The sequence below is a fragment of the Streptomyces sp. NPDC004266 genome (assembly GCF_042874095.1).
Lineage (GTDB): Bacteria > Actinomycetota > Actinomycetes > Streptomycetales > Streptomycetaceae > Streptomyces.
In genome coordinates, this window is sequence record NZ_JBIAMM010000018.1 from 123,612 (window position 1) to 149,262 (window position 25,651).

Annotated in this window: 27 protein-coding genes; 14 read left to right on the forward strand and 13 right to left on the reverse strand. The window is 71.4% G+C overall.

Annotated features, from left to right (window positions below):
* Positions 1-5 precede the first annotated feature (5 nt).
* From ACFYUZ_RS33665 to hemL, 6 genes are all read right to left on the reverse strand, one after another.
* Entirely contained in the window at positions 6-1,706 is a 1,701-nt protein-coding gene (locus tag ACFYUZ_RS33665; RefSeq protein ID WP_389315699.1) for a cytochrome c biogenesis protein ResB, read from the reverse strand.
* 5 nt (positions 1,707-1,711) lie between these two features.
* Positions 1,712-2,449, reverse strand: coding sequence for a cytochrome c biogenesis CcdA family protein (locus ACFYUZ_RS33670; protein ID WP_389315701.1), 738 nt, complete (start codon positions 2,447-2,449; stop codon positions 1,712-1,714).
* Between the two features lie 4 nt (positions 2,450-2,453).
* A complete protein-coding gene (locus tag ACFYUZ_RS33675; RefSeq protein ID WP_389315703.1) occupies positions 2,454-3,068 on the reverse strand; it encodes a TlpA family protein disulfide reductase in 615 nt (204 codons plus the stop codon).
* Between the two features lie 77 nt (positions 3,069-3,145).
* Positions 3,146-4,426 carry a hypothetical protein gene (locus ACFYUZ_RS33680; protein WP_389315778.1) on the reverse strand — a complete coding sequence of 427 codons (1,281 nt, stop codon included), beginning with the start codon at positions 4,424-4,426 and terminating at the stop codon, positions 3,146-3,148.
* Between the two features lie 324 nt (positions 4,427-4,750).
* A complete protein-coding gene (locus ACFYUZ_RS33685) occupies positions 4,751-5,443 on the reverse strand; it encodes a histidine phosphatase family protein (protein ID WP_389315705.1) in 693 nt (230 codons plus the stop codon).
* Positions 5,440-6,786: a glutamate-1-semialdehyde 2,1-aminomutase gene (gene hemL, locus ACFYUZ_RS33690; RefSeq protein ID WP_389315706.1), complete on the reverse strand. Its 1,347-nt coding sequence runs from the start codon at positions 6,784-6,786 to the stop codon at positions 5,440-5,442. Before hemL ends, ACFYUZ_RS33685 begins: the two co-directional genes overlap by 4 nt.
* Before the next feature lie 231 nt (positions 6,787-7,017).
* Here hemL and ACFYUZ_RS33695 point away from each other — a divergent pair, with 231 nt between their 5' ends.
* Together ACFYUZ_RS33695 and ACFYUZ_RS33700 are read left to right on the forward strand one after the other, a co-directional pair.
* Positions 7,018-7,620, forward strand: coding sequence for a hypothetical protein (locus tag ACFYUZ_RS33695; protein ID WP_185094935.1), 603 nt, complete (start codon positions 7,018-7,020; stop codon positions 7,618-7,620).
* 161 nt (positions 7,621-7,781) lie between these two features.
* Positions 7,782-8,195: a MerR family transcriptional regulator gene (locus ACFYUZ_RS33700; protein WP_389315780.1), complete on the forward strand. Its 414-nt coding sequence runs from the start codon at positions 7,782-7,784 to the stop codon at positions 8,193-8,195.
* Positions 8,196-8,237: 42 nt separating this feature from the next.
* On the opposite strand, the gene ACFYUZ_RS33705 is transcribed toward ACFYUZ_RS33700, so the two are convergent.
* Complete coding sequence (locus ACFYUZ_RS33705; protein ID WP_389315708.1) at positions 8,238-9,179, reverse strand: ABC transporter substrate-binding protein; 942 nt, start codon at positions 9,177-9,179, stop codon at positions 8,238-8,240.
* Positions 9,180-9,438: 259 nt separating this feature from the next.
* Between ACFYUZ_RS33705 and ACFYUZ_RS33710 the strand changes: the two genes are divergently transcribed.
* The 3 genes from ACFYUZ_RS33710 to ACFYUZ_RS33720 are packed head-to-tail and all read left to right on the forward strand — an operon-like array spanning position 9,439 to position 11,120.
* Positions 9,439-9,687: a hypothetical protein gene (locus ACFYUZ_RS33710; RefSeq protein WP_389315710.1), complete on the forward strand. Its 249-nt coding sequence runs from the start codon at positions 9,439-9,441 to the stop codon at positions 9,685-9,687.
* Positions 9,688-9,726: 39 nt separating this feature from the next.
* Complete coding sequence (locus ACFYUZ_RS33715; RefSeq protein WP_389315712.1) at positions 9,727-10,587, forward strand: DUF6597 domain-containing transcriptional factor; 861 nt, start codon at positions 9,727-9,729, stop codon at positions 10,585-10,587.
* 14 nt (positions 10,588-10,601) lie between these two features.
* On the forward strand, positions 10,602-11,120 hold the full coding sequence (locus ACFYUZ_RS33720; protein ID WP_389315714.1) for a GNAT family N-acetyltransferase: 519 nt from the start codon (positions 10,602-10,604) through the stop codon (positions 11,118-11,120).
* A 68-nt stretch (positions 11,121-11,188) separates the two neighbouring features.
* Here ACFYUZ_RS33720 and ACFYUZ_RS33725 read toward each other — a convergent pair whose 3' ends face one another.
* Positions 11,189-11,635, reverse strand: coding sequence for a GNAT family N-acetyltransferase (locus ACFYUZ_RS33725; RefSeq protein WP_389315716.1), 447 nt, complete (start codon positions 11,633-11,635; stop codon positions 11,189-11,191).
* Positions 11,636-11,746: 111 nt separating this feature from the next.
* Between ACFYUZ_RS33725 and ACFYUZ_RS33730 the strand changes: the two genes are divergently transcribed.
* Together ACFYUZ_RS33730 and ACFYUZ_RS33735 are read left to right on the forward strand one after the other, a co-directional pair.
* The gene (locus ACFYUZ_RS33730; RefSeq protein WP_389315718.1) at positions 11,747-12,598 is read left to right on the forward strand and encodes an NAD(P)H-binding protein; all 852 of its coding nucleotides are present in this window, start codon (positions 11,747-11,749) and stop codon (positions 12,596-12,598) included.
* A 147-nt stretch (positions 12,599-12,745) separates the two neighbouring features.
* Positions 12,746-13,486 (forward strand): Mut7-C RNAse domain-containing protein, encoded by a 741-nt coding sequence (locus tag ACFYUZ_RS33735; RefSeq protein WP_389315720.1) that lies wholly within the window; start codon positions 12,746-12,748, stop codon positions 13,484-13,486.
* 89 nt (positions 13,487-13,575) lie between these two features.
* Here ACFYUZ_RS33735 and ACFYUZ_RS33740 read toward each other — a convergent pair whose 3' ends face one another.
* Together ACFYUZ_RS33740 and ACFYUZ_RS33745 are read right to left on the reverse strand one after the other, a co-directional pair.
* The gene (locus tag ACFYUZ_RS33740) at positions 13,576-14,061 is read right to left on the reverse strand and encodes a MarR family winged helix-turn-helix transcriptional regulator (protein WP_389315722.1); all 486 of its coding nucleotides are present in this window, start codon (positions 14,059-14,061) and stop codon (positions 13,576-13,578) included.
* A gap of 83 nt (positions 14,062-14,144) precedes the next feature.
* On the reverse strand, positions 14,145-14,705 hold the full coding sequence (locus ACFYUZ_RS33745; RefSeq protein WP_389315724.1) for a TetR family transcriptional regulator: 561 nt from the start codon (positions 14,703-14,705) through the stop codon (positions 14,145-14,147).
* A gap of 114 nt (positions 14,706-14,819) precedes the next feature.
* Between ACFYUZ_RS33745 and ACFYUZ_RS33750 the strand changes: the two genes are divergently transcribed.
* Entirely contained in the window at positions 14,820-16,235 is a 1,416-nt protein-coding gene (locus tag ACFYUZ_RS33750; protein WP_389315726.1) for an FAD-dependent oxidoreductase, read from the forward strand.
* A gap of 49 nt (positions 16,236-16,284) precedes the next feature.
* On the opposite strand, the gene ACFYUZ_RS33755 is transcribed toward ACFYUZ_RS33750, so the two are convergent.
* Positions 16,285-16,767 (reverse strand): hypothetical protein, encoded by a 483-nt coding sequence (locus ACFYUZ_RS33755; RefSeq protein ID WP_389315728.1) that lies wholly within the window; start codon positions 16,765-16,767, stop codon positions 16,285-16,287.
* 76 nt (positions 16,768-16,843) lie between these two features.
* On the opposite strand from ACFYUZ_RS33755, the gene ACFYUZ_RS33760 reads away from it, so the two are divergent.
* From ACFYUZ_RS33760 to ACFYUZ_RS33770, 3 genes are all read left to right on the forward strand, one after another.
* Positions 16,844-17,179: a YnfA family protein gene (locus ACFYUZ_RS33760; protein ID WP_389315730.1), complete on the forward strand. Its 336-nt coding sequence runs from the start codon at positions 16,844-16,846 to the stop codon at positions 17,177-17,179.
* Between the two features lie 65 nt (positions 17,180-17,244).
* Positions 17,245-18,009 carry an SDR family NAD(P)-dependent oxidoreductase gene (locus tag ACFYUZ_RS33765; RefSeq protein ID WP_389315732.1) on the forward strand — a complete coding sequence of 255 codons (765 nt, stop codon included), beginning with the start codon at positions 17,245-17,247 and terminating at the stop codon, positions 18,007-18,009.
* A 142-nt stretch (positions 18,010-18,151) separates the two neighbouring features.
* Entirely contained in the window at positions 18,152-19,024 is an 873-nt protein-coding gene (locus tag ACFYUZ_RS33770) for a hypothetical protein (RefSeq protein WP_389315734.1), read from the forward strand.
* A gap of 61 nt (positions 19,025-19,085) precedes the next feature.
* Here ACFYUZ_RS33770 and ACFYUZ_RS33775 read toward each other — a convergent pair whose 3' ends face one another.
* A complete protein-coding gene (locus ACFYUZ_RS33775) occupies positions 19,086-20,279 on the reverse strand; it encodes an RtcB family protein (RefSeq protein ID WP_389315782.1) in 1,194 nt (397 codons plus the stop codon).
* Positions 20,280-20,453: 174 nt separating this feature from the next.
* Here ACFYUZ_RS33775 and ACFYUZ_RS33780 point away from each other — a divergent pair, with 174 nt between their 5' ends.
* From ACFYUZ_RS33780 to ACFYUZ_RS33790, 3 genes are all read left to right on the forward strand, one after another.
* Positions 20,454-21,380: a DUF3558 domain-containing protein gene (locus ACFYUZ_RS33780; protein ID WP_389315736.1), complete on the forward strand. Its 927-nt coding sequence runs from the start codon at positions 20,454-20,456 to the stop codon at positions 21,378-21,380.
* A gap of 137 nt (positions 21,381-21,517) precedes the next feature.
* Positions 21,518-22,264 (forward strand): DUF3558 domain-containing protein, encoded by a 747-nt coding sequence (locus tag ACFYUZ_RS33785; RefSeq protein ID WP_389315738.1) that lies wholly within the window; start codon positions 21,518-21,520, stop codon positions 22,262-22,264.
* A gap of 129 nt (positions 22,265-22,393) precedes the next feature.
* On the forward strand, positions 22,394-23,677 hold the full coding sequence (locus ACFYUZ_RS33790; protein WP_389315739.1) for a DUF2637 domain-containing protein: 1,284 nt from the start codon (positions 22,394-22,396) through the stop codon (positions 23,675-23,677).
* 80 nt (positions 23,678-23,757) lie between these two features.
* On the opposite strand, the gene lysS is transcribed toward ACFYUZ_RS33790, so the two are convergent.
* Entirely contained in the window at positions 23,758-25,479 is a 1,722-nt protein-coding gene (lysS, locus tag ACFYUZ_RS33795; RefSeq protein WP_389315741.1) for a lysine--tRNA ligase, read from the reverse strand.
* Between the last annotated feature and the right edge of the window lie 172 nt (positions 25,480-25,651).

Here is a 25,651-nt window from a genome sequence, read left to right on the forward strand (position 1 = left end):
GAGGATCACTTGTCGGCCTCTCCAGAAGGGGCAGGGTCTTCTGCGGGTTCTTCCGCGGGTTCCGGTACTGAGGCCGTCGGCGGGGCCTGCGCCGTGAGCGCGAGGGCGAGGTCGCCCAGCTCCTCCGGCAGCTTGGCGGACTGGCTCCGGCCGAGCCCGGCCATCTCGACGACGGTCACGCCGTCCTCACCGCGCACGGCCCGGACCCAGACCCGGCGCCGCTGGATGAAGAGCGAACCGGACAGGCCGGCGATCGCGGCGATCGCGCCCGCGAGGGCGAGCCCGTTGCCGGGCTGCTGCGAGATCTGGAAGCTCGCCCACTCCTTGACGTCCTTCTCGAAGGTGATCGAGCCGGCGCCGTCGGGCAGCGTCATGGTCTCGCCGGGCAGCATGCGCTGCGCGAGCTTGTTGCCGGACTTGTCCGTGAACTGGGTCATCTTGGACTTGTCGAGCTGGTACACGTTCTGCGGCAGACCGGAGTTCACGCGCAGGTCGCCGTGGAAGCCGGTGAGCGCCATGACCGGGAAGTCGAGCGCCGGGAACTGCGAGAACATCGTGCCCTTGCCGGCGCCCGCGAAGGTCGGCACGAAGAAGGCCTGGAAGCCCAGCTGCTCCTTCTTGCCGTTCTTGTCGCGGTAGCCGTCCATGACCTTGATCGCGCCGGTCGACGTGATGTTGTTGTCGATCGGCAGCAGCGGCACGGCGCCGTGGAAGACGGTCTTGCCGCGGCCGTCCCTGACGGTGACGACGGGCGCGTAGCCGTGGGCGATCAGGTAGACCTTGGAGTCGCCGACCTTCAGCGGCTCGTTGACCCGGATGACCGCCTTCTCGTCGGCGCCGCCCCGCGAGTAGGTGACGGCCGCCTCGAAGGTGCGCGGGGTGCCGCGCTGGGGGCCGTTCTTCTCGTACGTGCCGGTGAAGGACTCCAGCTTGAAACTGAAGGGCTCCAGCTCGTCGGTGCCGAACTGGGAGCCGGACTTGAAGTCGTCGTACTGGGTGAGCGTGTTGGAGAAGCCGTCGCCCTCGACGATCAGCTTGCCGCCCTCGGACTTGAAGAGCTGGCCCCAGGCGAAGGCGACGAGCATCACGATCAGCGCGACGTGGAAGGCCAGGTTCCCGGCCTCGCGGAGGTAGCCCTTCTCGGCGGCGACCGCGTTCCCTGCCGTGTGGGCGCGGAAGCGGCGCCCCTCGAGGACGGCGAGCGCGGCCTCGCGGACCTGCTCGGGCTCCGCCTCGGTGCGCCAGGCGGTGTACGCGGGGAGCCTGTCGAGGCGCCGGGGGGCGCCCGGCGGGCGGCTGCGGAGCTGGCCGACGAACTGCCAGCTGCGCGGCAGGATGCAGCCGATGAGGGAGACGAACAGCAGGATGTAGATCGCGGAGAACCACACCGAGCTGTAGACGTCGAAGAACTGGAGCTTCTCGTACAGCGGGGTGAGCGTCCGGTGGGCCTCCTTGAAGGTCTGCACCTTCAGCTCGTCCGCGCTGGTCTGCGGGATGAGGGAGCCCGGGACGGCGCCCAGGGAGAGCATGAAGAGGAGGATCAGCGCGACCCGCATGGAGGTCAGCTGCCGCCAGAACCAGCGGATCCAGCCGACGACCCCGAGGGTGGGGCCGCCGACGGCGGTGTCCTCCCGGGGAGCGGTCGACAGCTGGGCCCCGGCCTCGCCGAGGCTCTCCTGCTGCTCCGTCGTATCGGTCTTGCTCATGGAACTCAGATCCCCACCGTGAAACCGCTGGACCAGCCCTGCATCGTGGCCACCATGCTGTCCCACGCGCCCGTCAGGAGCAGGACACCGGTGACGATCATCATGCCGCCACCGATCCGCATGACCCACACATAGTGCTTCTTCACCCAGCCGAACGCGCCGAGCGCCTTGCGGAAGGCGACGGCGGCGAGCACGAACGGGACGCCGAGGCCGAGGCAGTACGCGAAGGCGAGCACCGCCCCGCGGCCGGCACTGGCCTGCTCCAGGGCGAGGGCGTTGACCGAGGCGAGCGTCGGGCCGATGCACGGGGTCCAGCCGATGCCGAAGAGCGCCCCGAGGAGCGGGGCGCCGATCAGTCCGGCGACGGGCTTCTTGTGGAAGCGGAACTCCCGCTGGGTGAACCAGGGCATCAGGCCGAGGAAGAAGACGCCCATGAGGATCATGAGCACGCCGAGGACCGTGGTGAGCGTCTCGCGGTACTCCTGGAGCGTCGACCCGAAGTAGCCGAAGAGCGCGCCGCCGGAGACGAACACGGCGGTGAAGCCGAGGACGAAGAGGACGGCGCCGGCGGTCATCCGGCCGCGGCGGCTCTCGGCGAGGTCGGTGCCGGTGACCCCCGTCACGTACGAGAGGTAGCCGGGGACGAGCGGGAGCACGCACGGCGAGAAGAAGGAGACCAGGCCGCCGAGCACCGCGAGGGGCAGGGCGAGCAGCAGGGCTCCGCTGGTGACCGTCTCGTTCACGGGCTCACTTCTCCTTGAGGAGGGGCTCGATCATCGACCGGAGCTTCTTCTCGTCGAGCGCCATGAGGGAGCGGGCGGCGATCTTGCCCTCCTTGTCGAGGACGACGGTGGAGGGGATCGCCTGCGGGTTGAGCGTGCCCTTGGGGAAGCCGAAGAGGATCAGCTTGCCGTTGGGGTCGTAGAGGCTGGGGTAGGTCACCCCGTAGTCCTCTTCGAAGGTGAGCGCCTGCTGCTTGTTGAAGTCGCGGGTGTTGAGCCCGACGAACTCGACCCCCTGGCCCCGGAGGTCCTTGGCGAGCTTCACGAAGTGCGGGGCCTCGGCGCGGCACGGTCCGCACCAGGAGCCCCAGACGTTGAGGACGACGACCTTGCCCTTGAAGTCGGCGACGTCGAGCCGCTTGCCTTCGAGGGTCTCGCCGGCGATCTCGTTCGGCGCCGTGCGCTCGCCCTTGGCGACGGTGGAGATGCCACCCGTGTTGGTCACGAAGTTGGTGTTGCCACCGCCGCCGGACTTGCCGTTGTTCTCGCCGCCGCAGGCCGAGAGCGCGAGGGCGGCGGACAGCACTCCGACGGCGATCAGGGTGCGCCGGGTGCGTCGGGGGGCACGGCTAAGGCTCATGTGAAAAGTTTCGCATGGGCGTTTGGGGGATCTTGGGCACCCCCCTACGTGCCCGTAAAGCCCCTTGTCAAGATCGCCTAAGCGGTCGGGGTGGAAGGAGGGGTCGCGGGAGTGGGCCTGAGGAATGCGTTCCAGCCGCCCGCGGGCTTCTGCCCGACTTCCAGGGAGCGCAGCTTCTCCAGGATCTTCGGGTCCTGGACGTCGAGCCAGTCCACGAACTGCTTGAAGGAGACGAGCCGCACGTCCTTCTTTCCGGCCATTCCCTTGAGCGCCTCTTCGACGGCGTCCATGTAGATGCCGCCGTTCCACTGCTCGAAGTGGTTGCCGACGAAGAAAGGCGCGCGATTCGACTCGTACGCGCGCGTGAAGCCGGAAAGGTACGCCTCGGCCGCCTGCTTGCGCCAGCCCGGATAGCGCGAGGGCATGCCCTTGGTCGTGTTCTTCGACTGGTTGGCGAGCATGTTGTAGTCCATGGAGAGGACCTCGAAGGAGTGCCCGGGGAAGGGCACGGCCTGGAGGGGGAGGTCCCAGATCCCCTGGCGCTTCGTCGGCCACGTCTGCCGGCCGCCGGGCGAGCTGGCGTCGTAGCGCCAGCCCAGGCGCTTGGCGGTGGGGAGCAGGTTGTCCTGGCCGAGGAGGCAGGGGGTGCGGCCGCCGACGAGCTCCTTGGAGTAGTCGAAGGGCAGGGGGTCGAGGTCGGTCCAGCCGCTGTTGGTCTTCCACTCGGTGACGAACTTCACCGCCTGGTCGATCTCGCTCTGCCACTGGGCCGGGGTCCAGTTGCCGACGGAGCCGGAGCCGCCGCAGAAGTGTCCGTTGAAGTGGGTGCCGATCTCGTGGCCGTCGAGCCAGGCCTGCCGGACGTGCTTCAGGGTCTCCTTGATGTGGTCGTCGGTGAGGTAGCCGATGTCGGAGGCGCCGACGCGGTTGTTCGGCGGGCGGTAGAGGTCCTTCTTCGACTCGGGGAGGAGGTAGATCCCGGAGAGGAAGAAGGTCATCGCCGCGTCGTTGTTCTTCGCGAGTTCGAGGAAGCGCGGGAAGAGGCCGTTGCCGACCTCGCCGGCGCCGTCCCAGGAGAAGACCACGAACTGGGGAGGGGTCTGGCCGGGTTCGAGCGGGACGGGGGCGTCGGGCTGGTGCGGCTGCTTGCCGGTGTCGGCGGTGGAACCGTCGCCGATGAGCCGGGCGTCGTCCTTGGTCGGGGTGGGCGTGCCCGGGTCCGCCGAGACGTCACCCCCCTTGCCGGGTCCGGAACGTCCCGGCTTGTCCTGCCGGCCGGTGCTGCACGCGGCGACGCCCATCGCCGCAGCGGCCCCAACGCCCGCTCCGAGAAGCCCCCTTCGGCTGATCCCGCTGATCCCGCGCATGACATCCCCATTCGCGCTGACGTATGACCTGAACGTCATCCAAACCGACAATGAGTGAGATGCCGGGAGGAACACGGAGGTTCCGGAAAATCGCACAAAAATTTTAGGGCGGACGGATGACATGAACATCATCCGACCGCCCTGAACTGTGGCCCTTCGGCCCCCCGCTGTCCAGTGGAGACCGGACGGCGCCCGTCCGGTGGGGGCCGCACGGCGCCGCCCGCGGGACCGCGCGCCGCCGCCGGCGGGACCGAGGGCCGCCGCCCGCGGGGCCGAGGGCCGCCCTCCGGCGAGGGCCGCGGGGCAGCTCCGGGGCTACGCCCCGAAGGCCTTCGACTTCCCCTTGACCGGCTTCGCGCCCGCGAGGAGGTGCGCCGGGACGAGGTCCCTGGCCGGCTCGCTGTACCCGACGGAGACGATCTTGTCGCCCCGGTACGTGAACGAGGTCAGCGAGGCCAGCGTGCACTGACGACGGCGCGGGTCGTGCCAGAGCCGCCGCTTCTCCACGAAGCTGCGGACGATCCAGATCGGCAGCTGGTGGCTGACGCAGACCGCCTCGTGCCCCCGGGCCGCGTCCTTCGCCGCGTCCAGCGCGCCCATCATGCGCACGACCTGCTCGACGTACGGCTCGCCCCAGGACGGCTGGAACGGGTTGGTGAGGTGCTTCCAGTTCCCCGGCTTGCGCAGCGCCCCGTCGCCGACGCCGAAGGTCTTGCCCTCGAAGACGTTCGCCGCCTCGATCAGCCGCTCGTCGGTGGCCAGATCCAGACCGTGCGTCTTGGCGATCGGCGTCGCCGTCTCCTGCGCCCGCTCCAGCGGGGAGGCGACGACGTACGTGACGTCCCGGCCGGCCAGCGACTCGGCCACCCGGTCCGCCATCTGCCGGCCCAGCTCGGACAGGTGGTAGCCGGCCCGGCGGCCGTACAGCACGCCGTCGGGGTTGTGGACCTCGCCGTGGCGCATCAGGTGGACGACGGTGATGTCCTGGTCACGGGTGTTCTCGCTCATGCCGTGGCCTCCGCGGCGGCGCGGGCCGCGGCCGGGAGGGCGGCGGCGATCCGCTCGATCGCCCGCTCGTCGTGCGCGGTCGACACGAACCAGGACTCGAACGCGGACGGCGGCAGGTACACGCCGTCGGCCAGCATCGAGTGGAAGAAGGCGTTGAAGCGGAACGCCTCCTGCTTCTTCGCGTCGTCGTAGTTCCGCACCTCGTCGGCGGTGAAGAACACCGAGAACATGTTGGACGCGGTCTGCAGCCGGTGCGCCACGCCCTCCTTCGCCAGCGCGCCCGTGACCAGGCCCTGGATCTCCTCCGAGACCGCGTTCACCTTGTCGTACGCGGCCTCGTCGAGCAGCCGCAGCTGCGCGAGCCCCGCGGCGGTCGCGACCGGGTTACCGGAGAGGGTGCCCGCCTGGTAGACCGGACCGGCCGGCGCCAGGTGCCCCATGACGTCCGCGCGGCCACCGAACGCGGCCGCCGGGAAGCCGCCGCCCATGACCTTGCCGAAGGTCATCAGGTCGGGCTTCACGCCGTCGACGCCGTACCAGCCGGCCCGCGAGGTGCGGAAACCGGTCATGACCTCGTCGGAGATGTACAGCGCGCCGTTCTCCCGGCACAGGTCCGCGAGGCCCTGGTTGAAGCCCGGCAGCGGCGGCACGACGCCCATGTTGCCGGGCGAGGCCTCCGTGATCACACAGGCGATCTCGCCCGGGTGCGCGGCGAACGCCTCCCGCACGGCCTCCAGGTCGTTGTACGGCAGCACGATCGTGTCACCGGCCTGCGCGCCGGTCACGCCGGGCGTGTCCGGCAGGGCGAAGGTGGCCAGACCGGAACCGGCGGCGGCGAGCAGCGCGTCCACGTGACCGTGATAGCAGCCCGCGAACTTGACGACCTTGGCGCGCCCGGTGAAACCGCGGGCCAGGCGGATCGCGGACATCGTGGCCTCCGTGCCGGAGGAGACGAGCCGCACCTGCTCGACCGGCTCGATCCGCGCGACGATCTCCTCGCCGAGCGCGACCTCGCCCTCGCCGGGCGTCCCGAAGGAGGTGCCGCGCGCCACGGCGGCCTGCACGGCGGCGGTGACCTCGGGGTGCGCGTGGCCGAGGATCATCGGTCCCCACGAGCAGACGAGGTCGACGTACTCACGGCCGTCCGCGTCGGTGAGGTACGGACCGGTACCGGACACCATGAACCGGGGCGTTCCGCCCACGGCCCGGAAGGCACGCACCGGTGAGTTCACGCCGCCGGGCGTCACGAGGGAAGCGCGGTCGAAAAGCGTCTGTGAGACTGGGGCTTCGTATGAATACGGCACTGTGATCCTGACCTGCGAGAACGACTTCGGGCACGACATCGGGAACGGAGGGACGGCGGTGAGCATCCTGTCTGTTACGCCGAGGCGCTCCCCGTCCGCGTCTGCGAAACTGGGGCGTCATAGGGATGACTCACGGAATCCATGGTGTCAGAGGCCACGGCGTTCTTGCGGACAGGTGTTTCACCGTACGAACGCGGGGGAGGTCACTGACACGATGATCGGGTTGCGCGGCGGGGTCGTGTTGCCGAGAAAAAGCAGTCGGGTGGAGATATGCATCGCGGTGGCGGACCGGGCGAGGGGACGGACGACCTGGGTCCGGAGTCTGCCCGGCGGGGAAGGCACCGGCGCAGGCGATCCGAGGAGCCGACCGCTTCGGAGCACCGGCCGAAGCCGGAGCCCGTCGCGGATTCGGCCCCTACGACCGGGGGCCGGAGCTTGGGGGTGACGTACAAGTACTTCGGCGCGCCGAACAGCGCCACCGCGGCCCAGGTCCCGATCTCGATGCGCCCCGAGGAGCTCGGCGGGGACGAGCTCGGCATGGGCGGCATGTTCACCAAGATCAAGCCCGAGACGATAGCGGCCATGGTCCTGACCGGCATCCAGGGGATGCCCCTGCACAAGGTGCCGCCGCTGGAGCTGGTCGTGCTGCACCCGGACTACGCGGTGGTGAAGCTGCCGATGACCGTGGTCGACCCGCTGCGCGGGATCGGCGAGGAGTCGGTCGGTGCCGCCGCCTTCATCTGGTCGACGGTCCCGGACCGCGGCGGCCCGCGCGACGCCTTCGACGTCTACCGGCTCCTCCACGAATGGCAGGACTTCTCGGTCCGCCTCCACGAGGCGGGGCACCAGCCGTACTGCCTGGTCTGGCCGTGAGCCGGACGGCGCGCAGGCGTTTCGCCGCACTTCCACCCCTCATAGGTGCTGAAATTAGGACGAATCCTATGGAATGCGCGGAAGTCGCACCCTGAGGGGAGTCCGTACGCCCTGGCGACTCCCCGTACGAGGAAGGAGCCAGACGCGTGAGCGCAGTACGCATGACCGGCCGGCCCATGCAGATCGGCGAGGTCGCCGCACGGACCGAACTGTCGCTGCGGACCATCCGGCAGTACGAGGACAGCGGGCTGGTCGCCCCGTCCGCGTCCTCGCCGGGCGGCTTCCCCCTCTACACGGACGCGGACGTGTCCCGGCTGATGGTGGTCCGCCGGATGGGGCCGCTCGGCTTCACCCTCGACGAGACCCGCGAGCTCCTCGGCGCCGTGGACCGGCTGTCCGCCGACCGCCCGGGCACGGACGGCGAACTCGAACCGGCCGAGCGGGCCGCCCTGGTGAGCCGCGTCCGCCGCTACGAGGAGGCCGCGGCGGAGCGCGTCGCCGAACTGCGGGCCCAGCTCGCCCGCGCCGAGGAGTTCGCCGCCTCCCTCCGCGCGCGCCTCGCACAGGGCGTTTAGCGCCTCCCTTCCGGGCCGGGCCCGCCCGGGGGTCTCGTGCGCCTATGCGGCCAGGGCCTCGGCCAGGTCGCGGAAGAAGCGGGCGTACGCGGCGGGGCTGGGCGGGGTCTCGGGGTTCCAGGGGACGAGACGGACGCCGGAGGGGAGCCCGTACGGCGTGGTCGCGTGCTCCCGGCCGTCGAAGAGGACCAGGCCGGGACGGAGCTCGGCGACCCTGGCCCAGTCGCCGGTGAGCCAGTTGGCGCCGGGCCCCGGGCCGGGGTCGAGCAGCCGGACGCCCAGCCCGGCGAGGCGCGCCAGCTCGGGCCAGGCCTGCGGCCGGGCGAGGTGCACCTGCTCGGCCCCCGCCCCGGAGAGCGCGAGCACGGCGACCCCGGACCTGGCGGCGACGCCCCGGAGGAGAGCCTCGGCGGCGGCGAGGTCTGCGACGGGGGCGGGGGGCGCGGACTCGGCGACGGGGACGGCGGGCCCGGACCCCGCGGTGGATGCGGCACCGGAAGCGGACCGCACCGGCTCGGCGGCCGACCCGGCACCGGAAGCGGGCCGCACCGGCTCGGAGGCGAGGCTCGCGGCCAGTGCGGCGAAGCGGTCGAGGATCGCCGGCAGGGGGAGCTCGCTGCCGACGGAGAGCGCGACGAGCGGGATCCCGAGCCGCTCGGCGACCGCCTCGTCGAGCGCGTACGGGCTCTTGCCGTCATAGGTCACGTCGACGATCACGTCCGGCCGCAGCTCGCTCAGCGCCTCCGCGTCCAGGGCCCGACCCGGCCCGAGGTACGGCACTCCGGCCGCCCGGAGACCACCGGCCTTGGCCGGATCGAGCTCCTCGCCGTCGTGCCCGGAGCCGTACACGGCGACCGGCGTCACCCCGAGGTCGAGCAGCGCCGCACCGGCCCGTACGTAGGCGGCGACGCGCAGCGGCACGCGGTCCGCCCCCAGCTCCGCACCCCTGTCGTCCGTGAATCCCCATCCCTCTGTTCCGGACATGCGGCTGCTCCCTCCCCGGCCGGAATCTCCCTCGTCCGTCACCTTGGAGGGGTTCCCCGGACCGCACAAGAGGGCCTGTCGCCCGCCGCCGGCGGACCGGGCCGGGGCTTCCGTCCCGGTCCCCCTGCCGGAAATCCCCCAGAGTGGTGTTAACTGAACGGGTCGGGAGGAAGCAGCAGGAATCACCAGCGCCGTCACGCACACGCGCCGCCTGCCGGGCGCGCCGGACACGGGCGGCCCTCACGCCCTGGAGCGAGCCATGTCCTTGCCCGGCCAGTTCTCGGACCCCCGCGTGATCACGTTCTTCGGCCTGCTCGCCGTCTCGACGGTGACGTGGCTGACGCTGAGCCTGCGGGCCCGGGCCCGCGCCCGCCGCGAGCCCGCGGACACCCTGCTGGAACGGGTCTGGCACCCGCAGGAGTCGGTGCCCCTGACGCCCGAGGAGGAGCACGCCTTCGGCCAGGTCGTCTCCCGGCTCGCTCCGGGCCCGGCGGGCCGCCGGCGCTGACCGACCCGGCCCCCGGCCACCCGGCCTAGCATGCGGACCATGTCCGCCTCCGCCCCCCGCCCCCGCCGGGACACCCGGGGCATCGTCGACCCCGCCGAGCTGCTCTCCCGGGTCCGCTTCCGCCGCCATGTCCCGGCGCCGGAACTGCGGCCGTACCTGGAGCACTACTGGCTGATCGACTGGGAGCTGTCGGAGCCGTACGCGAGCCACCTCGTCCCGCACCCCTCGGTGAACGTCGTCTTCCAGCGGTACGGGCCGCCGGGCGTCCCGGCGGCGGCGCGCGCGTGGGCCGAGGTGGCGGGGGTGGGGCTGGGCCTGTTCACGCAGAAGCTGACGGGGGCGGGCCGGGTCTGCGGGGTGCAGTTCCGGCCGGGCGGCTTCCGGCCCTTCGCGCCCGCGTGGCCGGTGTCGGCCTGGACGGGCCGGCGGGTGCCGCTGGAGGAGGTGTTCCCGGAAGGGGACGGGGACGGGGGCGTCGGCACCCCGGCGGCCGTGCTGTACCCGGACGACGACCACGCGCGCGTGGCGGCGCTCGACGCCTTCCTCCTGGCGCACGGGCCGGAGCCCGACCCGGCCGCCGGGCAGGCGATGGAGCTGGTGGACCTGATCCGCTCGGACCGCACGGTCCGCAGGGTGTCCCGGCTGGCCGCCGCGAGCGGCCTGTCGGCGCGCTCGCTCCAGCGCCTCTTCGCCGGCCATGTCGGCGTCGGCCCGAAGTGGGTGATCCTGCGCTACCGGTTCCACGAGGCCCTGGAGCGGGCGGAGTCGGCCGCCGACGCCGACTGGGCCGCGCTCGCCGCCGAGTTGGGCTACAGCGACCAGGCCCATCTCGTCAGGGACTTCACGGCGACGATCGGGGTGCCGCCCACCGCGTACGCCCGTGCGGTGTCAGTGCCCTGACCTACCGTAGGGACATGGACACCGACGCCTCAGCCGTACGCCTGGAAGCCTGGTCCGAGGGGGACGCCGGACTGCTGCGCGCCCTGAACGCACCGGAGTTGACGGACCACCTCGGCGGTCCGGAGACCGAGGAGCAGCTCGTCCGGAGACACCGGCGGTACGTGAGGCTGAGCGCCGACGGGACGGGCGCGGGGCGCATGTTCCGGATCGTGCTGCTGCCGGAGGAGGTCGCGGTCGGCAGCATCGGCTTCTGGGCGCGGACCTGGGACGGCGAGCCCGTGTACGAGACGGGCTGGGCGGTGCTGCCGGGCTTCCAGGGCCGGGGGGTGGCGACGGCCGCCACGCGGGCGGTGGTGGCCGAGGCCCGGGCCGCGGGGCTCCACCGCCACCTGCACGCGTTCCCGTCCGGGGACAACGTCGCGTCGAACGCGGTGTGCCGCAAGGCGGGGTTCGAACTGCTCGGCGAGCGGGACTTCGAGTACCCGCCGGGCCGTCCGATGCGCTGCAACGACTGGCGGTTCGACCTCGGCTAGCCGGCGTCCGTCGGCCGGTCGGCGTCCGTCGAACGGTCGGCGTCCGTCGAACGGTCGGCGCCGGTCGGCTAGACGGTGTCCGGAGCGGTGAGCGGCCGGACGAAGTGGAAGGCCACGATGTCGAAGCGCTCGCGCAGGTAGAAGCGGTGGGCGCCGGTGCGGTGGGTGCCGGAGTCGAGGTTGAGCTCGTGGCACCCGGCCTCGCGGGCGTGGCCCTCCAGGTGGGCGATGAGCGCGTGCCCGACGCCGGTGGAGCGGTCCGCGGCGGCGGTCACCAGGTCGTCGACGTAGAGCTGGCGCAGGGAGCTGGTGTTGTTGACGATCCGCCAGCCGGCCGCGCCGACGCAGCGGCCGCCGTCCGTGTAGGCGGCGCTGAACCGCAGCCCCTGCGGGTGCCCGGCCTCGTAGACCTCGCGGAAGAGCTCCGGGGTGAGGTGGGGGCGGAGCTCGCGGAGGACCGGCAGGAGGTCGTCCTCCAGCCGCGGGTCGCCGGGGGCAAGGTCGATGATCTTCATGTCGGGGACGGTACCCCAGGTTTTTTCAGGGTTGACGGGCGAGGGGTGATCGCGGATATTTATCTGCGGAACACAGAGAATGCACTACACAGAGAAACTCGGAGGCCCCTCATGACCGTCCTCGTCACCGGAAGCCGTGGCCGTGTCGCCACCACCCTGCTCGGCCTGCTGGACGCCGCGGGCGTCGAGGCCAGGGCCGGATCCAAGAACCCCGCGGACCTCGCCCCACCACCGGGCGTGGACACCGTGCGCTGCGACCTCACCGATCCGGCCACCTTCGACACCGCCTTGAAAGGCGTGGACGCCGTCTTCCTGTACGCCGAGGCCGCGCACGTCGGCACCTTCGCCGACCGGGCCCGCGCCGCCGGCGTCGAGCACGTCGTCCTGCTCTCCTCCAGCTCCGTCCTCGCGCCGGACGCCGCGGAGAACGCCATCGCGGCCTCGCACCTCGCGGCCGAGCGCGCCCTGTCGGCCGCCGCGGAGTCCGGCGCCTTCGAGGCCACCCACCTCCAGCCGGGCGCCTTCGCCACCAACGCCCTGCAGTGGGCACGGGCCCTCAAGGACGGCCACGGCCCGGCGCTGCCGTACCCGCACGCGCACGGCGACCCGATCCACGAGCGGGACGTCGCCGAGGCAGCCTTCGCAGTGCTCACCGAGCCCCGGCTGCGCGGCTCCTCGTACGTGCTGACCGGCCCCCAGTCGCTGGACTTCACCGACCAGCTGGCGATCCTGGCGGAGGTCACGGGCCGCCCGGCGCCGTACACGACGGTCACGCCCGAGGAATGGAAGGACTCGGTGGCGGCCTTCGTGCCGGAGCCGTTCGCGGACGCCCTGCTCTCCTACTGGTCCTCCCACGACGGCCGCCCGACCCCCCTGACCAGAACGGTGGAAACCCTGACGGGCCACGAGCCCCGCACGTTCACCACCTGGGCGAAAGACCACGCGGACGCCTTCCAGCCGTAGCCCCCACCCCGTCGTGGGCAGTCGTTCCTCCCCCGGACTTCGTCCGGGAGGCGCCCCCAGGGCGATGGGGGTGGCACAACGGACGGCCCCCTTGCCGGGGCCGAATTCCCTGGCCGCCGCCCAAGCCCCGATGCCATCCTGGTCCCCGTGAACGGACCAGAGATCCAGATCAGCTTCGCCCCCGCCCTCCACCTCTTCGTCCCGGCGGACCGCCGCTCCGGCCGCACCCCCCTGACCACCGACGGCTCCTCGTCGCTCGGCCACGTCGTGGAATCGCTGGGCGTGCCGCTCACCGAGGCCGGCCGGCTCCTGGTGGACGGGCGGCCCGTCGACGCCTCGCACGTCCCCGGCGCGGGCGAGACCGTCGAGGTGGAGGGCGTGGTCCGCCCGCAGCCGGTGCCGACCGGCGCACCGCTCCGCTTCCTACTGGACGTGCACCTCGGCACGCTGGCCCGGCGCCTGCGACTGCTCGGCGTGGACGCGGCGTACGAGAGCGAGGACATCGGCGACCCCGCCCTCGCCGCGCTCTCCGCGCGCGAGCGGCGCGTGATGCTCTCGCGGGACCGCGGCCTGCTGCGCCGCCGCGAGCTGTGGGCGGGAGCCTATGTCTACAGCGACCGGCCGGACGACCAACTCCGCGACGTGCTGGAGCGGTTCGCCCCGCCGCTGGCGCCCTGGACCCGCTGCACGGCGTGCAACGGGGAGCTGAGCGATGCCGACAAGGACACGGTGCGGGAGCGTCTGGAGCAGGGCACCGAGAAGACGTACGACGTGTTCGCCGAGTGTGTGGAGTGCGGCCGGGTGTACTGGCGCGGCGCGCACCACGCGCGTCTGGAGGCGATCGTCTCCGACGCGGTGAGGGAGTTCGGCGGGGCGACGACCCACTAGAGGGCGCCGGCCGGGGGACCGCCGGAAAGGGCCCGCCAGAAGGCGCCGGGGCGCGCCCGGCGCCGGCCGTGGCCCCGGCGCCGCCCCCGTCAGCCGAGGTCGCCCCCGCGCAGTCGCTCGACCTGTGCGGCGCTGACCTCGACGGTGCGCCGCATGTGGGCGATGAGCAGCGCGAGCTCGGCGTCGCTGTAGACGTCGAACATCGTGCCCCAGGTGCTGTTGAGCTTCCGCCAGAGGTCGCCGAGCTCCGCCATCCGCCCGGGGACGAGCGTCACCAGGACCCGGCGCCGGTCCTCGGTGTCGCGCTCGCGGGTCACGTAGCCGGAGCGTTCGAGCCGGTCGACGAGGCGGGTGGCGGAACCGGTGGTGAGTCCGGTGAGCTCGGCGACGCGTCCGGTGGTCACCGGCCCTTCCTCCAGGCTGAGGAGGTTCAGGCACTGCACGTCGGTCGGGTGGAGCCCCAGGTGGTCGGCGACGGCCTGGTTGAACAGGGCGTAGGCGGCCATGTAGCGGCGGGCCTCCCCGTGCAGCTCGCTCATGAGCGCCTGGCGCCGGACGGAACTCTTCTGCGTCATGCAGAGATTGTACGAGCCGGTCACCCCCGGGGCGCGGAGCGGGCCGACCCCGGGCGGGCCCGGCGGGCCAGGGGCCCGGTCGCTCAGGGCGCCTCGGCGGTGAGGTAGCGCTGCACGGTGGGCGCCAGCCAGGCCACGATCTCCTCGGCGGACATCGCGACGGCCGGCGGCAGGCGCAGCACGTACCGGGTGAGGGCCATGCCGAGGATCTGGGACGCGACGAGCGCCGCCCGGCGCGGGGCGTCCGCGGGGTCCGGGCAGACGCCCCGGGCGACCGGACCGAGCTGCTGGGCGAAGATCTCCTGCATGCGCGCGGCCCCGGCCTCGTTGGTGACGCCCACCCGCAGCATCGCGGTGAGGACCTCGTCGCTCTCCCAGCGCTCCAGGAAGTGCGCGACCAGGACGGCCCCGACGTGCCGCGCGGGCAGGGCGCCCAGCTCGGGGAGGCCGATGTCGACCTCGGAGGCGGCGGCGAACAGCCCCTCCTTGTTGCCGTAGTAGCGCATCACCATCGACGGGTCGATCCCGGCGTCGCGGGCGATGGCCCGGATGGTGGCGCGCTCGTACCCGTCGGAGGCGAAGCGCTCGCGGGCGGCCTCCAGGATGGCGGCCCGGGTGGCGTCGGAGCGGCGGACGGTCGTCATGCCAACAACTGTAGGCCAACAGGCGTTGACACTCCATTCGAGCGGCCCTAACGTTGCCAACAAGCGTTGACCAACAACTGTTGGCAAACGGTCGTGGGCACCCTGGAGGCAGCCATGAGCACCACGGACACGGACGTACTCGTCATCGGCGCGGGCCCCACCGGGCTCCTCCTCGCCGGAGACCTCGCCGCCGCCGGCATCGACGTCACCCTCGTCGAGCGCCGCCCGCACGGCCTGGGCAACCTGACCCGCGCCTTCGGCGTCCACGCCCGCACCCTGGAGCAGCTCGACGCCCGCGGCCTCGCGGACGAACTCCTCACCACCGGCACCGCCCTGACCACCGCACGGCTCTTCGGCCGCCTCGACCTGGACCTGACCCGGCTGCCCACCCGCTTCAACCACCTGCTCGTCACCCCGCAGTACGAGGTCGAGCGCCTCCTGGAGCGCCGGGCGGTCGCCGCCGGCGTCACCTTCCGGTACGGGACGGAGCTGCGCGGACTGAGCCAGGACGCCGACGGCGTCACCGCCCGGCTCACCGACCCCGACGGCACCCCGCTCGCCCTCCGCGCCCGCTACCTGGTCGGCACGGACGGCGTCCGGAGCTCCGTCCGCACCGCCCTCGGCCTGCCCTTCCCCGGCCGGTCCGTGATCCGCTCCATCGTCCTCGCCGACGTGCGCCTGGCCGAGGAGCCCGCCGACTCCTTCAGCGTCGCCGGCTCCGGGGACACCTTCGCCTTCCTCGCCCCCTTCGGCGACGGCTGGTACCGGGTGATGGGCTGGACCCGCACCCGCCAGGTCGCCGACAGCGAGCCCGTCGACCTCGACGAGGTCCGCGAGATCGCCCGCAAGGCCCTCGGCACGGACCACGGCATGCACGACGCCCGCTGGATCTCCCGCTTCCACAGCGACGAGCGCCAGGCCCCCGCCTACCGCGTCGGCCGGGCCTTCCTCGCCGGAGACGCCGCCCACGTCCACTCCCCCGCCGGCGGCCAGGGCATGAACACCGGCCTCCAGGACGCCGCCAACCTCTCCTGGAAGCTCACCGCCGCGCTCCGCGGCGACGCACCCGACCCCGAGGCCCTCCTCGACAGCTACCAGTCCGAGCGCCACCCCGTCGGCGCCACGGTGCTCCGCAGCAGCGGCGCGATCGTCCGCCTCGCGATGGCCCACACCCCCCTCACCCGCGCCGCCCGCTCCCTCGCCGCCCGCTTCCTGAACGCGGTCCCGCCCGCCTCGGCCCGCGCCATGGGCATGCTCAGCGGCATCGGCATCTCCTACGCCCCCGCGCCGGGCACCCCCCGACCCTCGGGCCGCCGCGCGCCCGACGTCCAGCTGCGCGAAGGACGGCTCCACGAGCTGCTCCGACAGGGCGAGTTCGTCCTGATCGCCCCCGAAGGAGCGGCGCCGGCGCCGCCGACGACCGCCCCCGTCACGCCCAAGCGCCTCGTGCGGGCCACCTGGACGGACCCGGAGAAGAAGGCCGCGGTGCTGGTCCGCCCGGACGGATACGTCCACTGGGCGAGCAACTGAGGATCAGGCCCGCCCCGGCTCAGAAACCACCGGCCCGGAAGACACCGGCTCAGAAGACATAGGGATCCCCGGTGGCGAGCACCAGCACGCGGTGCCGGTCGTTCCGGGGATTCCGGTCGGCCACCCCGTCCCGCCAGGCCGTGGTGACCTCGACCGTCATCTCGTCCGGAAAGGCCGCGGTCCGCAGGTCGAGCGCCAGCTCACCCACGCCGCCCGCGGCCCGGAGCATGCCTGTCCGGCAGGACACCACCCGGTCGCTGCTCCACAGACAGGCCGGCGGCAGCTCCTGGCCGCCCGCCATCGGCTCGGAGAAGGCGAGCCGGACCGTCGCCTGGGGGATGTCGGAGGGCCCGTGGTTCTCGCTCACCAGCCAGACCCCGACCCTCCCGTCCCAGAGGGAGACATGGCCGTGATGGGACAGATCCGCCTCGCTCCCGCCCGCCACCGGACCCACGGCACCGGCGCTGGTGCCCACGCCCACCACGACGGCCGCGAGAGCGACCCCGAGCACACCTTCCTTCAATCCACGCATGACCACAAAATACCCAGCAATCTTCACATGTTCTGACAACTCATCAGCCCGCGTGTCCCATGACACCCTGCCCCCCATGTCGATCGCCCGCTCCATCGCCCTGTTCGTCCTCGCCGCCGTCTTCGAGATCGGCGGCGCCTGGCTCGTCTGGCAAGGCGTACGGGAACACCGCGGCTGGATCTGGATCGGCGCGGGAATCATCGCCCTCGGCACCTACGGCTTCGTCGCCACGCTCCAGCCCGACGCCGAGTTCGGCCGCGTCCTCGCCGCCTACGGCGGAGTGTTCGTCGCCGGCTCCCTCGCCTGGGGCATGGCCGCCGACGGCTACCGCCCCGACCGCTGGGACGTCATCGGCGCCCTGGTCTGCCTCGCCGGCATGGCCGTGATCATGTACGCCCCACGAGGCCGCTGACCCGCGCCCCGACCTATCCTGACCGGGCGATCGACGTAATCGACCACCTGCGCGAGGAGCACGTCATGACCGGCCCCGGTACCCCCATCGCCGTCATCACCGGAGCAAGCAGCGGAATCGGCGCCGCCACCGCCCGACAGCTGGCCGCCGCCGGCTACCGCGTGGTCCTCACCGCCCGCCGCAAGGACCGCATCGAAGCCCTCGCCGCCGAGATCAACGAAGCCGGCCACCAGGCCACCGCCTACGCCCTCGACGTCACCGACCGCGCCGCCGTCGACGACTTCGCCACCGCCTTCCGCACCCTCGCCGTCCTCGTCAACAACGCCGGCGGCGCCCTCGGCGCCGACCCCGTCGCCACCGGCGACCCCGAGGACTGGCGCCGGATGTACGAGGTCAACGTCCTCGGCACCCTCAACATGACCCAGGCCCTGCTCCCCGCCCTCACCGCGAGCGGCGACGGCACGGTGGTCGTCCTCTCCTCCACCGCCGGCCACTCCACCTACGAGGGCGGCGCCGGCTACGTCGCCGCCAAGAACGGCGCCCGCGTCCTCGCCGAGACCCTCCGCCTGGAGATCGTCGGCACCCCGGTCCGCGTCATCGAGATCGCCCCCGGCATGGTCAAGACCGACGAGTTCGCCACCACCCGCTTCCGCGGCGACGCCGAGAAGGCGGCCAAGGTCTACGCCGGCGTCGCCGAACCCCTCACCGCCGACGACGTCGCCGACACCATCACCTGGGCCTGCACCCGCCCCCCGCACGTCAACATCGACCTCCTGGTGGTCCGCCCCCGAGCCCAGGCCTCCAACACGAAGGTCCACCGCGAACTCTGACACGTCCGGGTGAACCCCCTCGATCACCCACACGCCACCCGAAGACGCGCCCTAACGTCGAAAACAACTCCATACAGAACGGCCCTCGACCGGGATTGCCGTCCCGGCCGAGGGCCTCACCAGAAGGAAGGCAACTCTTCCCATGGCTGAACAAGACCCTAGCGCGCCCGCACTGTTCGACATCAGTGCCTTCACGCCCAACACGCCGTCCTTCATGGACCTGGAAGACCCCGAGTACGCCTACATGTTCGGCTTTCTGCAAGCCGATGGGCACCTCAGCGAACAGACCCGTCACCGGGGGCGGCTGACCGTCGAGCTCAACGTGCGGGACATCGACATCCTCCGCGAGTTCCAGCGGCTGACCCCGTACAACAGCAGCATCACCGAACGCACCCGGTCGACAAACTTCTCGGAGAGCCACCACTCAGCCACCTGGGCTCTGTCCGCGCTGGAAGCACGGACCACGATCAACCAGCTCGGCCTTCCCTACGGCAAGAAGTCCAAGAAGATCACGCCGCCCCGCGTGCCCTTCTCCCGCCGGGACTACCTCCGCGGCGTGATCGATGCGGACGGCTCGATCGGCTTCACCGGCCAAGGCTTCCCGTTCGTTTCTCTCACCACCGCCAGCACGGCGATCGGCGCGTACCTGTGCCACTACGCGAAGAAGGTCACTGGCGCCGAACGCCAGATCAAGCGGAACACTCGTGACCGGATCTACAACGTCCTGTACACGAAGGAGGCGGCCGTCCAACTGTCCGCACACCTCTACTACCCCGGCTGCCTCGCCCTGGAGCGCAAGAAGACCGCCGCCGCGTCCCTCGTCGAGTGGGTACGTCCGGCCGGTATGAAGATTCGGCCTCCTCGAAAGCCCTGGACCGCCGAAGAAGACCGCGTCCTGCTCGCGGCGCCCACTCTGGCTCACGCCGCCGCAGAACTGGGCCGGTCCCAGAGCAGCTGCCAGGTGCGACGTTGGCGCCTGGTCAACGGCATCGAGCCGAATCCGCGCAGCTCCTAGGTTACGACTGAACGGCCCCCGACACCTCGTGTCAGGGGCCGTTCGTTTTCGCTCTCAGGCGTCAGCCCTTCACGTTCACGACCTGCTTGAGCTTCGCGACCACCTCGACCAGGTCCTGCTGCTGCGCCATCACCTGCTCGATCGGCTTGTAAGCAGCCGGGATCTCGTCCAGTACACCCGCGTCCTTACGGCACTCGACGCCCCGCGTCTGCTCCTCCAAGTCCCGCACGGTGAAGCGCCGCTTCGCCGCGCTCCGGCTCATCCTGCGCCCCGCGCCGTGCGAGGCGGAATTGAAGGCCTTCTCGTTGCCGAGCCCCTTCACGATGTACGAGCTGGTGCCCATTGAGCCGGGGATGATCCCAAAGTCGCCACGGCCGGCGCGGATCGCGCCCTTCCGCGTGACCAGCAGGTCCATGCCCTCGTACCGCTCCTCCGCCACGTAGTTGTGATGGCAGGAGATCTCGGTCTCGAAAGTCACCTTCGCCTTCCGGAACTCCCTGCGGATCACTTCCTTCAGGAGCGCCATCATGATCGCGCGGTTGTACTTCGCGTACTCCTGCGCCCAGTACAGGTCGTGCCGGTAGTCCGCCATCTGCGGGGTGTCCGAAACGAACACCGCCAGGTCGCGGTCGACCAGCCCCTGGTTGTGGGGCAGCTTCTGCGCCACGCCGATGTGGTGCTCGGCCAGCTCCTTGCCGATGTTGCGGGAGCCGGAGTGCAGCATCAGCCAGACCGAACCTGACTCATCGAGACATACCTCGATTAGGTGATTTCCGCTTCCGAGCGTTCCCATCTGCTGACCTGCACGTTCGCGACGGAACTTCACCGCGTCCGCGACCCCGTCGAACCGCGACCAGAAGTCGTCCCACCCCGCCGTCGGGAACTGGTACAGCCGCTTCGGGTCCACCGCCTCGCGGTGGAGGCCACGGCCCACCGGGATCGCCTGCTCGATCTTCGACCGCAGCCGCGACAGGTCGCCCGGCAGGTCGTTCGCCGTCAGGGAGGTCTTGACCGCCGACATGCCGCAGCCGATGTCCACACCGACCGCCGCCGGACAGACCGCACCCTGCATCGCGATCACGGACCCGACCGTCGCGCCCTTGCCGTAGTGCACGTCCGGCATCACGGCGAGGCCCTTGATCCACGGCAGCGTGGCCACGTTCTGCAGCTGTTGCATGGCGCCGCCCTCGACCGAGGCGGGGTCGGCCCACATCCTGATCGGCACTTTCGCGCCCGGCACCTCTACGTACGACATACTTCCTCGATTCCCCCGAAAAGACTGATAACGCAAAAACCGGAGCCAAAGCCCGTACAGGTGACAGGGGACCGGCATCAACAGCTGCGTGTGCGATAGACATTGTGTCCACCGGCCGGGTTCGCGCGGCAAACAGTTTTCGGGAAAGACTTCGGGTGAAGGGAGCCTGGGACCGTGCAGCGAAAGAGGTACGCACCCGGCCGCACCGGGTCCACGGCTCGCACCGCCGTCGCCCTCGCACTCGGCCTGGGCCTGGGGGCCGGCCTCACTGCGTGCTCCGCCGGCACCCCCGCGGACGAGGTCGCCGTCGACGCCAAGGCCGGCCAGGCCGCCGCCCCCGTCGCACCCCCCGGCCGCTACCGCACCCTCTTCGAAGCCTGCGGCGCCGTCCCGTCGGCCACCCTCAAGGACCTGCTCCCGGGCGCCGCCGCACTGCCCGACGCCGAACGCGACAAGGCGTACCGGGGCGTCGCGGCCGTCACGTACGACACCGACCGGCGCGTCGGCTGCGCGTGGAAGGCCGACACCCCGGAGACCTCGCACCGGCTCTCCCTGGACATCGAGCGGGTGGTGTCGTACGACGCGGCCGTCAGCGACGACGACCGGGCGCAGGAGGTGTACGTCCGCAAGCAGCTGGCGGCGGGCATCCCGGTGCCGGCGACGCCGCCCACCGCCACGGGGACCCCGACGGCTCCGGCGACGGGCACCCCTTCCGCCACGGGCAAGCCGGCCACGGGCGCCGTCGCCCTGGCGGGCAAGGCGCCGTCGGCGGGCACCCCCTCCACGAGCGCTCCCGCCGGGACCCCCACCGGTGCCCCCACGAGCTCCTCGGCCCCCGGCGCCGGCTCGACCTCGACCGGTCTGGAGCCCCGCGTCCTCGAGGGCCTGGGGGACGTGGCGTACCTCGACGACGTCCTCAGCACGGTCGGTGCGAACAGTCACCAGCGTGCCGTCAGCGTGGTCTTCCGCACATCGAACGTGATCGTGACGGTCTGGTACCGGGAGCAGACCACGGGCTCCATCGAGGCCCCCGACAGCGCGGAGCTGCAGGAAAAGGCCCGGAATCTGGCCCGGCAGCTCGCCGAGCGGCTTGAGGAGTAGCCGTTCGCATCCGCTCCGTGAGCGGACGGCGACCACGTAACGTGTCGGCGTACCCGTGGCCGTGTCCGTGGCCGCGCGCCCGTGGCTGCGGCCGGCGGGCCGTCGGCCGGACCGTACGACAAGCGACTGAAGGAACCATGCAGCGATCAGCTCCGCGAACGCGTCTCACCCGCATACTCGCCTGCGCCGCCGTCCCGGTGATGCTCGTGGTCGCGGGGTGCTCCTCGGACTCCGGCGACTCCGGTGGCTCCGGCAAGACGCAGGGTCAGGACAAGACGGGCGCGTCGGCGTCGGCGACCCCGTCGCCCTCGCAGTCGACGAAGACGGTGGAGCCGGCGAGGTTCGCGAAGCTGCCGGAGGTCTGCAAGTCGATCTCGGCGAAGACGACGGCGGTGCTGGTGCCCAAGGCGAAGACGAAGGGCGGCACGCCGGCGGTCTCCAGTGACCTGACCAGCCGTGGCGGCTGTTCGTGGAACGGGCTCGACGACAAGGGCGTGAAGGGCTCGCAGTACCGCTGGCTGGACGTGTCCTTCTACCGGTACGACTCCGATGTCGTGCTCGGCAGCGGTCAGGACCGCGCGCGGGAGAACTTCGCGAAGGAGCTGGCGAAGGTCCAGGAGACGCCGGGCGCGAAGAACCTCCGGACGGTCACGGGATCGGGCGTCGGGGACGAGGCGAAGACGGTCACGTACCAGCTGCGCAAGACGGACGAGGACTTCGTGTACACGTCGATCCTGGTGCGCACGGGCAACGTGCTGGTCCTGCTGTCGTACAACGGTGCCGGTTACGCGGGTGCCGAGACCCCGTCGGCGAAGACGATCACGAACGGTGCGGGGTCGGCGGTCAAGGAGGCCGTGGCCGCGGTCGCCGCAGCCAACAAGTAGTCACGAACCCGTGCAGAGCGACACATTCGCGCGGAGCCCGTCCCTCCCCCGAGGGCCGGGCTTCGCTCACATGTGCCACTCTGTGCGCGCCGGATGTCGAATGACGGGAGGGGATCGCGGGTGGCCGCGATGCAGCTGACACGCACACACCGAATACTCATCGGCCTCGTCATCGGCGGTGCGCTGATCATCGCGGGGATCGGTTTCGCGGGTTCGTACGCCGCCGTGCGCGAGCTCGCCCTGCAGAAGGGCTTCGGCACCTTCTCGTACTTCTTCCCGATCGGCATCGACGCGGGCATCTGTGTGCTGCTCGCCCTGGACCTGCTGCTGACCTGGCTGCGGATCCCGTTCCCGCTGCTGCGCCAGACCGCCTGGGTGCTGACGGCGGCGACGATCGCCTTCAACGGCGCGGCCGCGTGGCCGGACCCGCTGGGCGTGGGCATGCACGCGGTGATCCCGGTGCTGTTCGTGGTGGCCGTGGAGGCGGCGCGGCACGCGGTGGGCCGGATCGCGGACATCACGGCCGACAAGCACATGGAGGGCGTCCGGATCACCCGCTGGCTGCTCTCGCCGGTGCCGACGTTCCGGCTGTGGCGCCGGATGAAGCTGTGGGAGCTCCGCTCGTACGAGCAGGTCATCAAGCTGGAGCAGGAGCGGTTGATCTACCAGGCCCGGCTGCAGGCGCGGTTCGGGCGGGGCTGGCGGCGCAAGGCTCCGGTGGAGGCGCTGATGCCGCTGCGGCTGGCGCGGTACGGGGTGCCGCTGGCGGAGACGGCGCCGGCGGGTCTGGCGGCGGCCGGCATCGAGCCGGCCGTGCTTCCGCCGGGGTCTTCCCAGCCGGTTCCGGCTCAGGCGGTGCCGTTCGCGCAGGCGCAGCAGCCGGCGGCGCTGCAGGCTCAGCTTCCGGGTCAGGCTCAGGGCCCGGCGCAGGTTCCGGGTCAGGCTCAGGGCCAGGTGCAGGGCCAGGTGCAGGTTCCGGGTCAGGCGCAGGTTCCGGGTGGCCCGGTGAATCACGAGAGCCCGTGGTTCGACGCACCGCAGGTCTCTCCGGAGGCGTACGAGGGGACGTACAACCCGCAGATCGTGGAGGGCCTGGAGCCCATGCCGGTGCCGGTGCCGCAGGGGCCGGAGGACGTGCCTCCGGCGGGTCCCGAGGAGTTCGTGGAGTACCCGGAGTACGTGGAGCAGCCGGAGCAGCCGGTCAACGAGTTCGAGGACGTGGTCTACAAGGTCATGGGGTCGTACGTGCTGGAGCACGAGCGGTTCCCGGCCGAGGACGAGCTGGCGCAGCTGGTGGCCGAGCAGTACGGCCTTCCGGAGTTCCCGGCGTCCGACATCGATCTGCTGCGGCAGGCGGTGCCGGGTGCGCAGGAGCGGGTTCAGCAGGCGAGGGCCGACGTGGACGCCCCGTAGGGGTGTGAGGAGCGCGTGCGAAAGGGCCGCCGCCCGGAGGGATCCGGGCGGCGGCCCTTTCACGTGCTCGGGTCAGGTGCTCACGCGCCGAGGAGCTTGCGCACCCGCTCCGCGCCCACGGCGAGCAGCAGTGTGGGCAGGCGGGGGCCGGTCTCGCGGCTGACGAGGAGCTTGTAGAGCAGGGCGAAGAAGGCGCGCTGGGCGAGCTTCAGCTCCGGGGTCGGCTTGGCCTCGGGGTCGAGTCCGGCCATGACCTTCGGGACGCCGTAGACGAGGGTGGTGAGTCCGTCGAGCGACCAGTGGGTGTCGAGGCCCTCCAGGAGGAGGCGGAGCGATTCGCGGCCCTCGTCGTCCAGGGAGCCGAGGAGTTCGGCGTCGGGCTCGTCGCGGACGATGGTGCGCTGGTCGGCCGGGACCTGGTTGGTGATCCAGTTCTCGGCGCGGTCGAGGCGCGGGCGGACCTCGTCGAGGGAGGTGACCGGGTTCTCGGGGTCGAGTTCGGTGAGGATCCGCAGGGTCTGCTCGTCGTGGCCGGCGGTGATGTCCATGACGGAGGCGAGGGTGCGGTACGGGAGGGGGCGCGGGGTGCGCGGCAGCTCGCCGGCGGCCGTGCGGGTGGCGCGGGAGTGCGCGGCGGCGTCGGCGGGCAGGACGGAGCCGTCGGCGACCTTGGTCTCCAGCTTGTCCCACTCGTCGTAGAGCCGCTGGATCTCCTGGTCGAAGGCGATCTTGAAGGACTGGTTCGGCCTGCGGCGGGCGTAGAGCCAGCGCAGGATCTGGGGCTCCATGATCTTCAGGGCGTCGGCCGCGGTGGGCACGCCGCCCTTCGAGGAGGACATCTTGGCCATGCCGCTGATGCCGACGAAGGCGTACATGGGGCCGATGGGCTGGACGCCGTCGAAGATGCGGACGATCTGGCCGCCGACCTGGAAGGACGAGCCGGGCGAGGAGTGGTCGACGCCGGAGGGCTCGAAGATGACGCCTTCGTAGGCCCAGCGCATGGGCCAGTCGACCTTCCAGACCAGCTTGCCGCGGTTGAACTCGCTGAGCTTGACGGTCTCGGAGAAGCCGCAGCTCGTGCAGGTGTAGGCGAGCTCGGTGGTGTCGTCGTCGTACGAGGTGACGGTGGTGAGGTCCTTCTCGCACCGCCCGCAGTAGGGCTTGTACGGGAAGTAGCCGGAGGCGCCGCCGGAGCCGTCGTCCTCGGCGGCGGCGCCGGAGCCCTCCTCGGCTTCCAGCTCGGCCTCGTCGACGGGCTTCTGGGACTGCTTCTTCGGGGCCTTCTTCGTCCGGTACTGGTCGAGGATGGCGTCGATGTCGCCGCGGTGCTTCATCGCGTGCAGGATCTGCTCGCGGTAGACGCCGGTGGTGTACTGCTCGGTCTGGCTGATCGGGTCGTACTCGACGCCCAGCTCGGCCAGGGACTCGACCATGGCGGCCTTGAAGTGCTCGGCCCAGTTGGGGTGGGGCGAGCCGGCGGGGGCCGGGACGGAGGTCAGGGGCTTGCCGATGTGCTCGGCCCAGGACGCGTCGATGCCCTCGATGCCGTTCGGCACCTTGCGGTAGCGGTCGTAGTCGTCCCAGGAGATGAGGTGCCGGACCTCGTACCCGCGGCGGCGGATCTCGTCGGCGACCAGGTGCGGGGTCATGACCTCGCGGAGGTTGCCGAGGTGGATCGGGCCGGACGGGGAGAGACCGGAGGCGACGACGACCGGTTTGCCAGGCGCACGTCGCTCCGACTCGGCGATGACCTCGTCCGCGAAACGGGAGACCCAGTCGGTCTCGGTGCTGCTCTGAGCCACGGTCGGTACGTCCTTCTTCCTGAGAGGTTCTGCCTGACGGCCCTGCGACAACCATTCTCCCAGACGGAACGGGACTCTCCGAGGTTGTCCACAGGCGGGGAAATCACGTTGCGCTCCCATGGGACACTTGACAAGCGAATCAGACCTGACGGACTCAACAGGAACGGAAGCT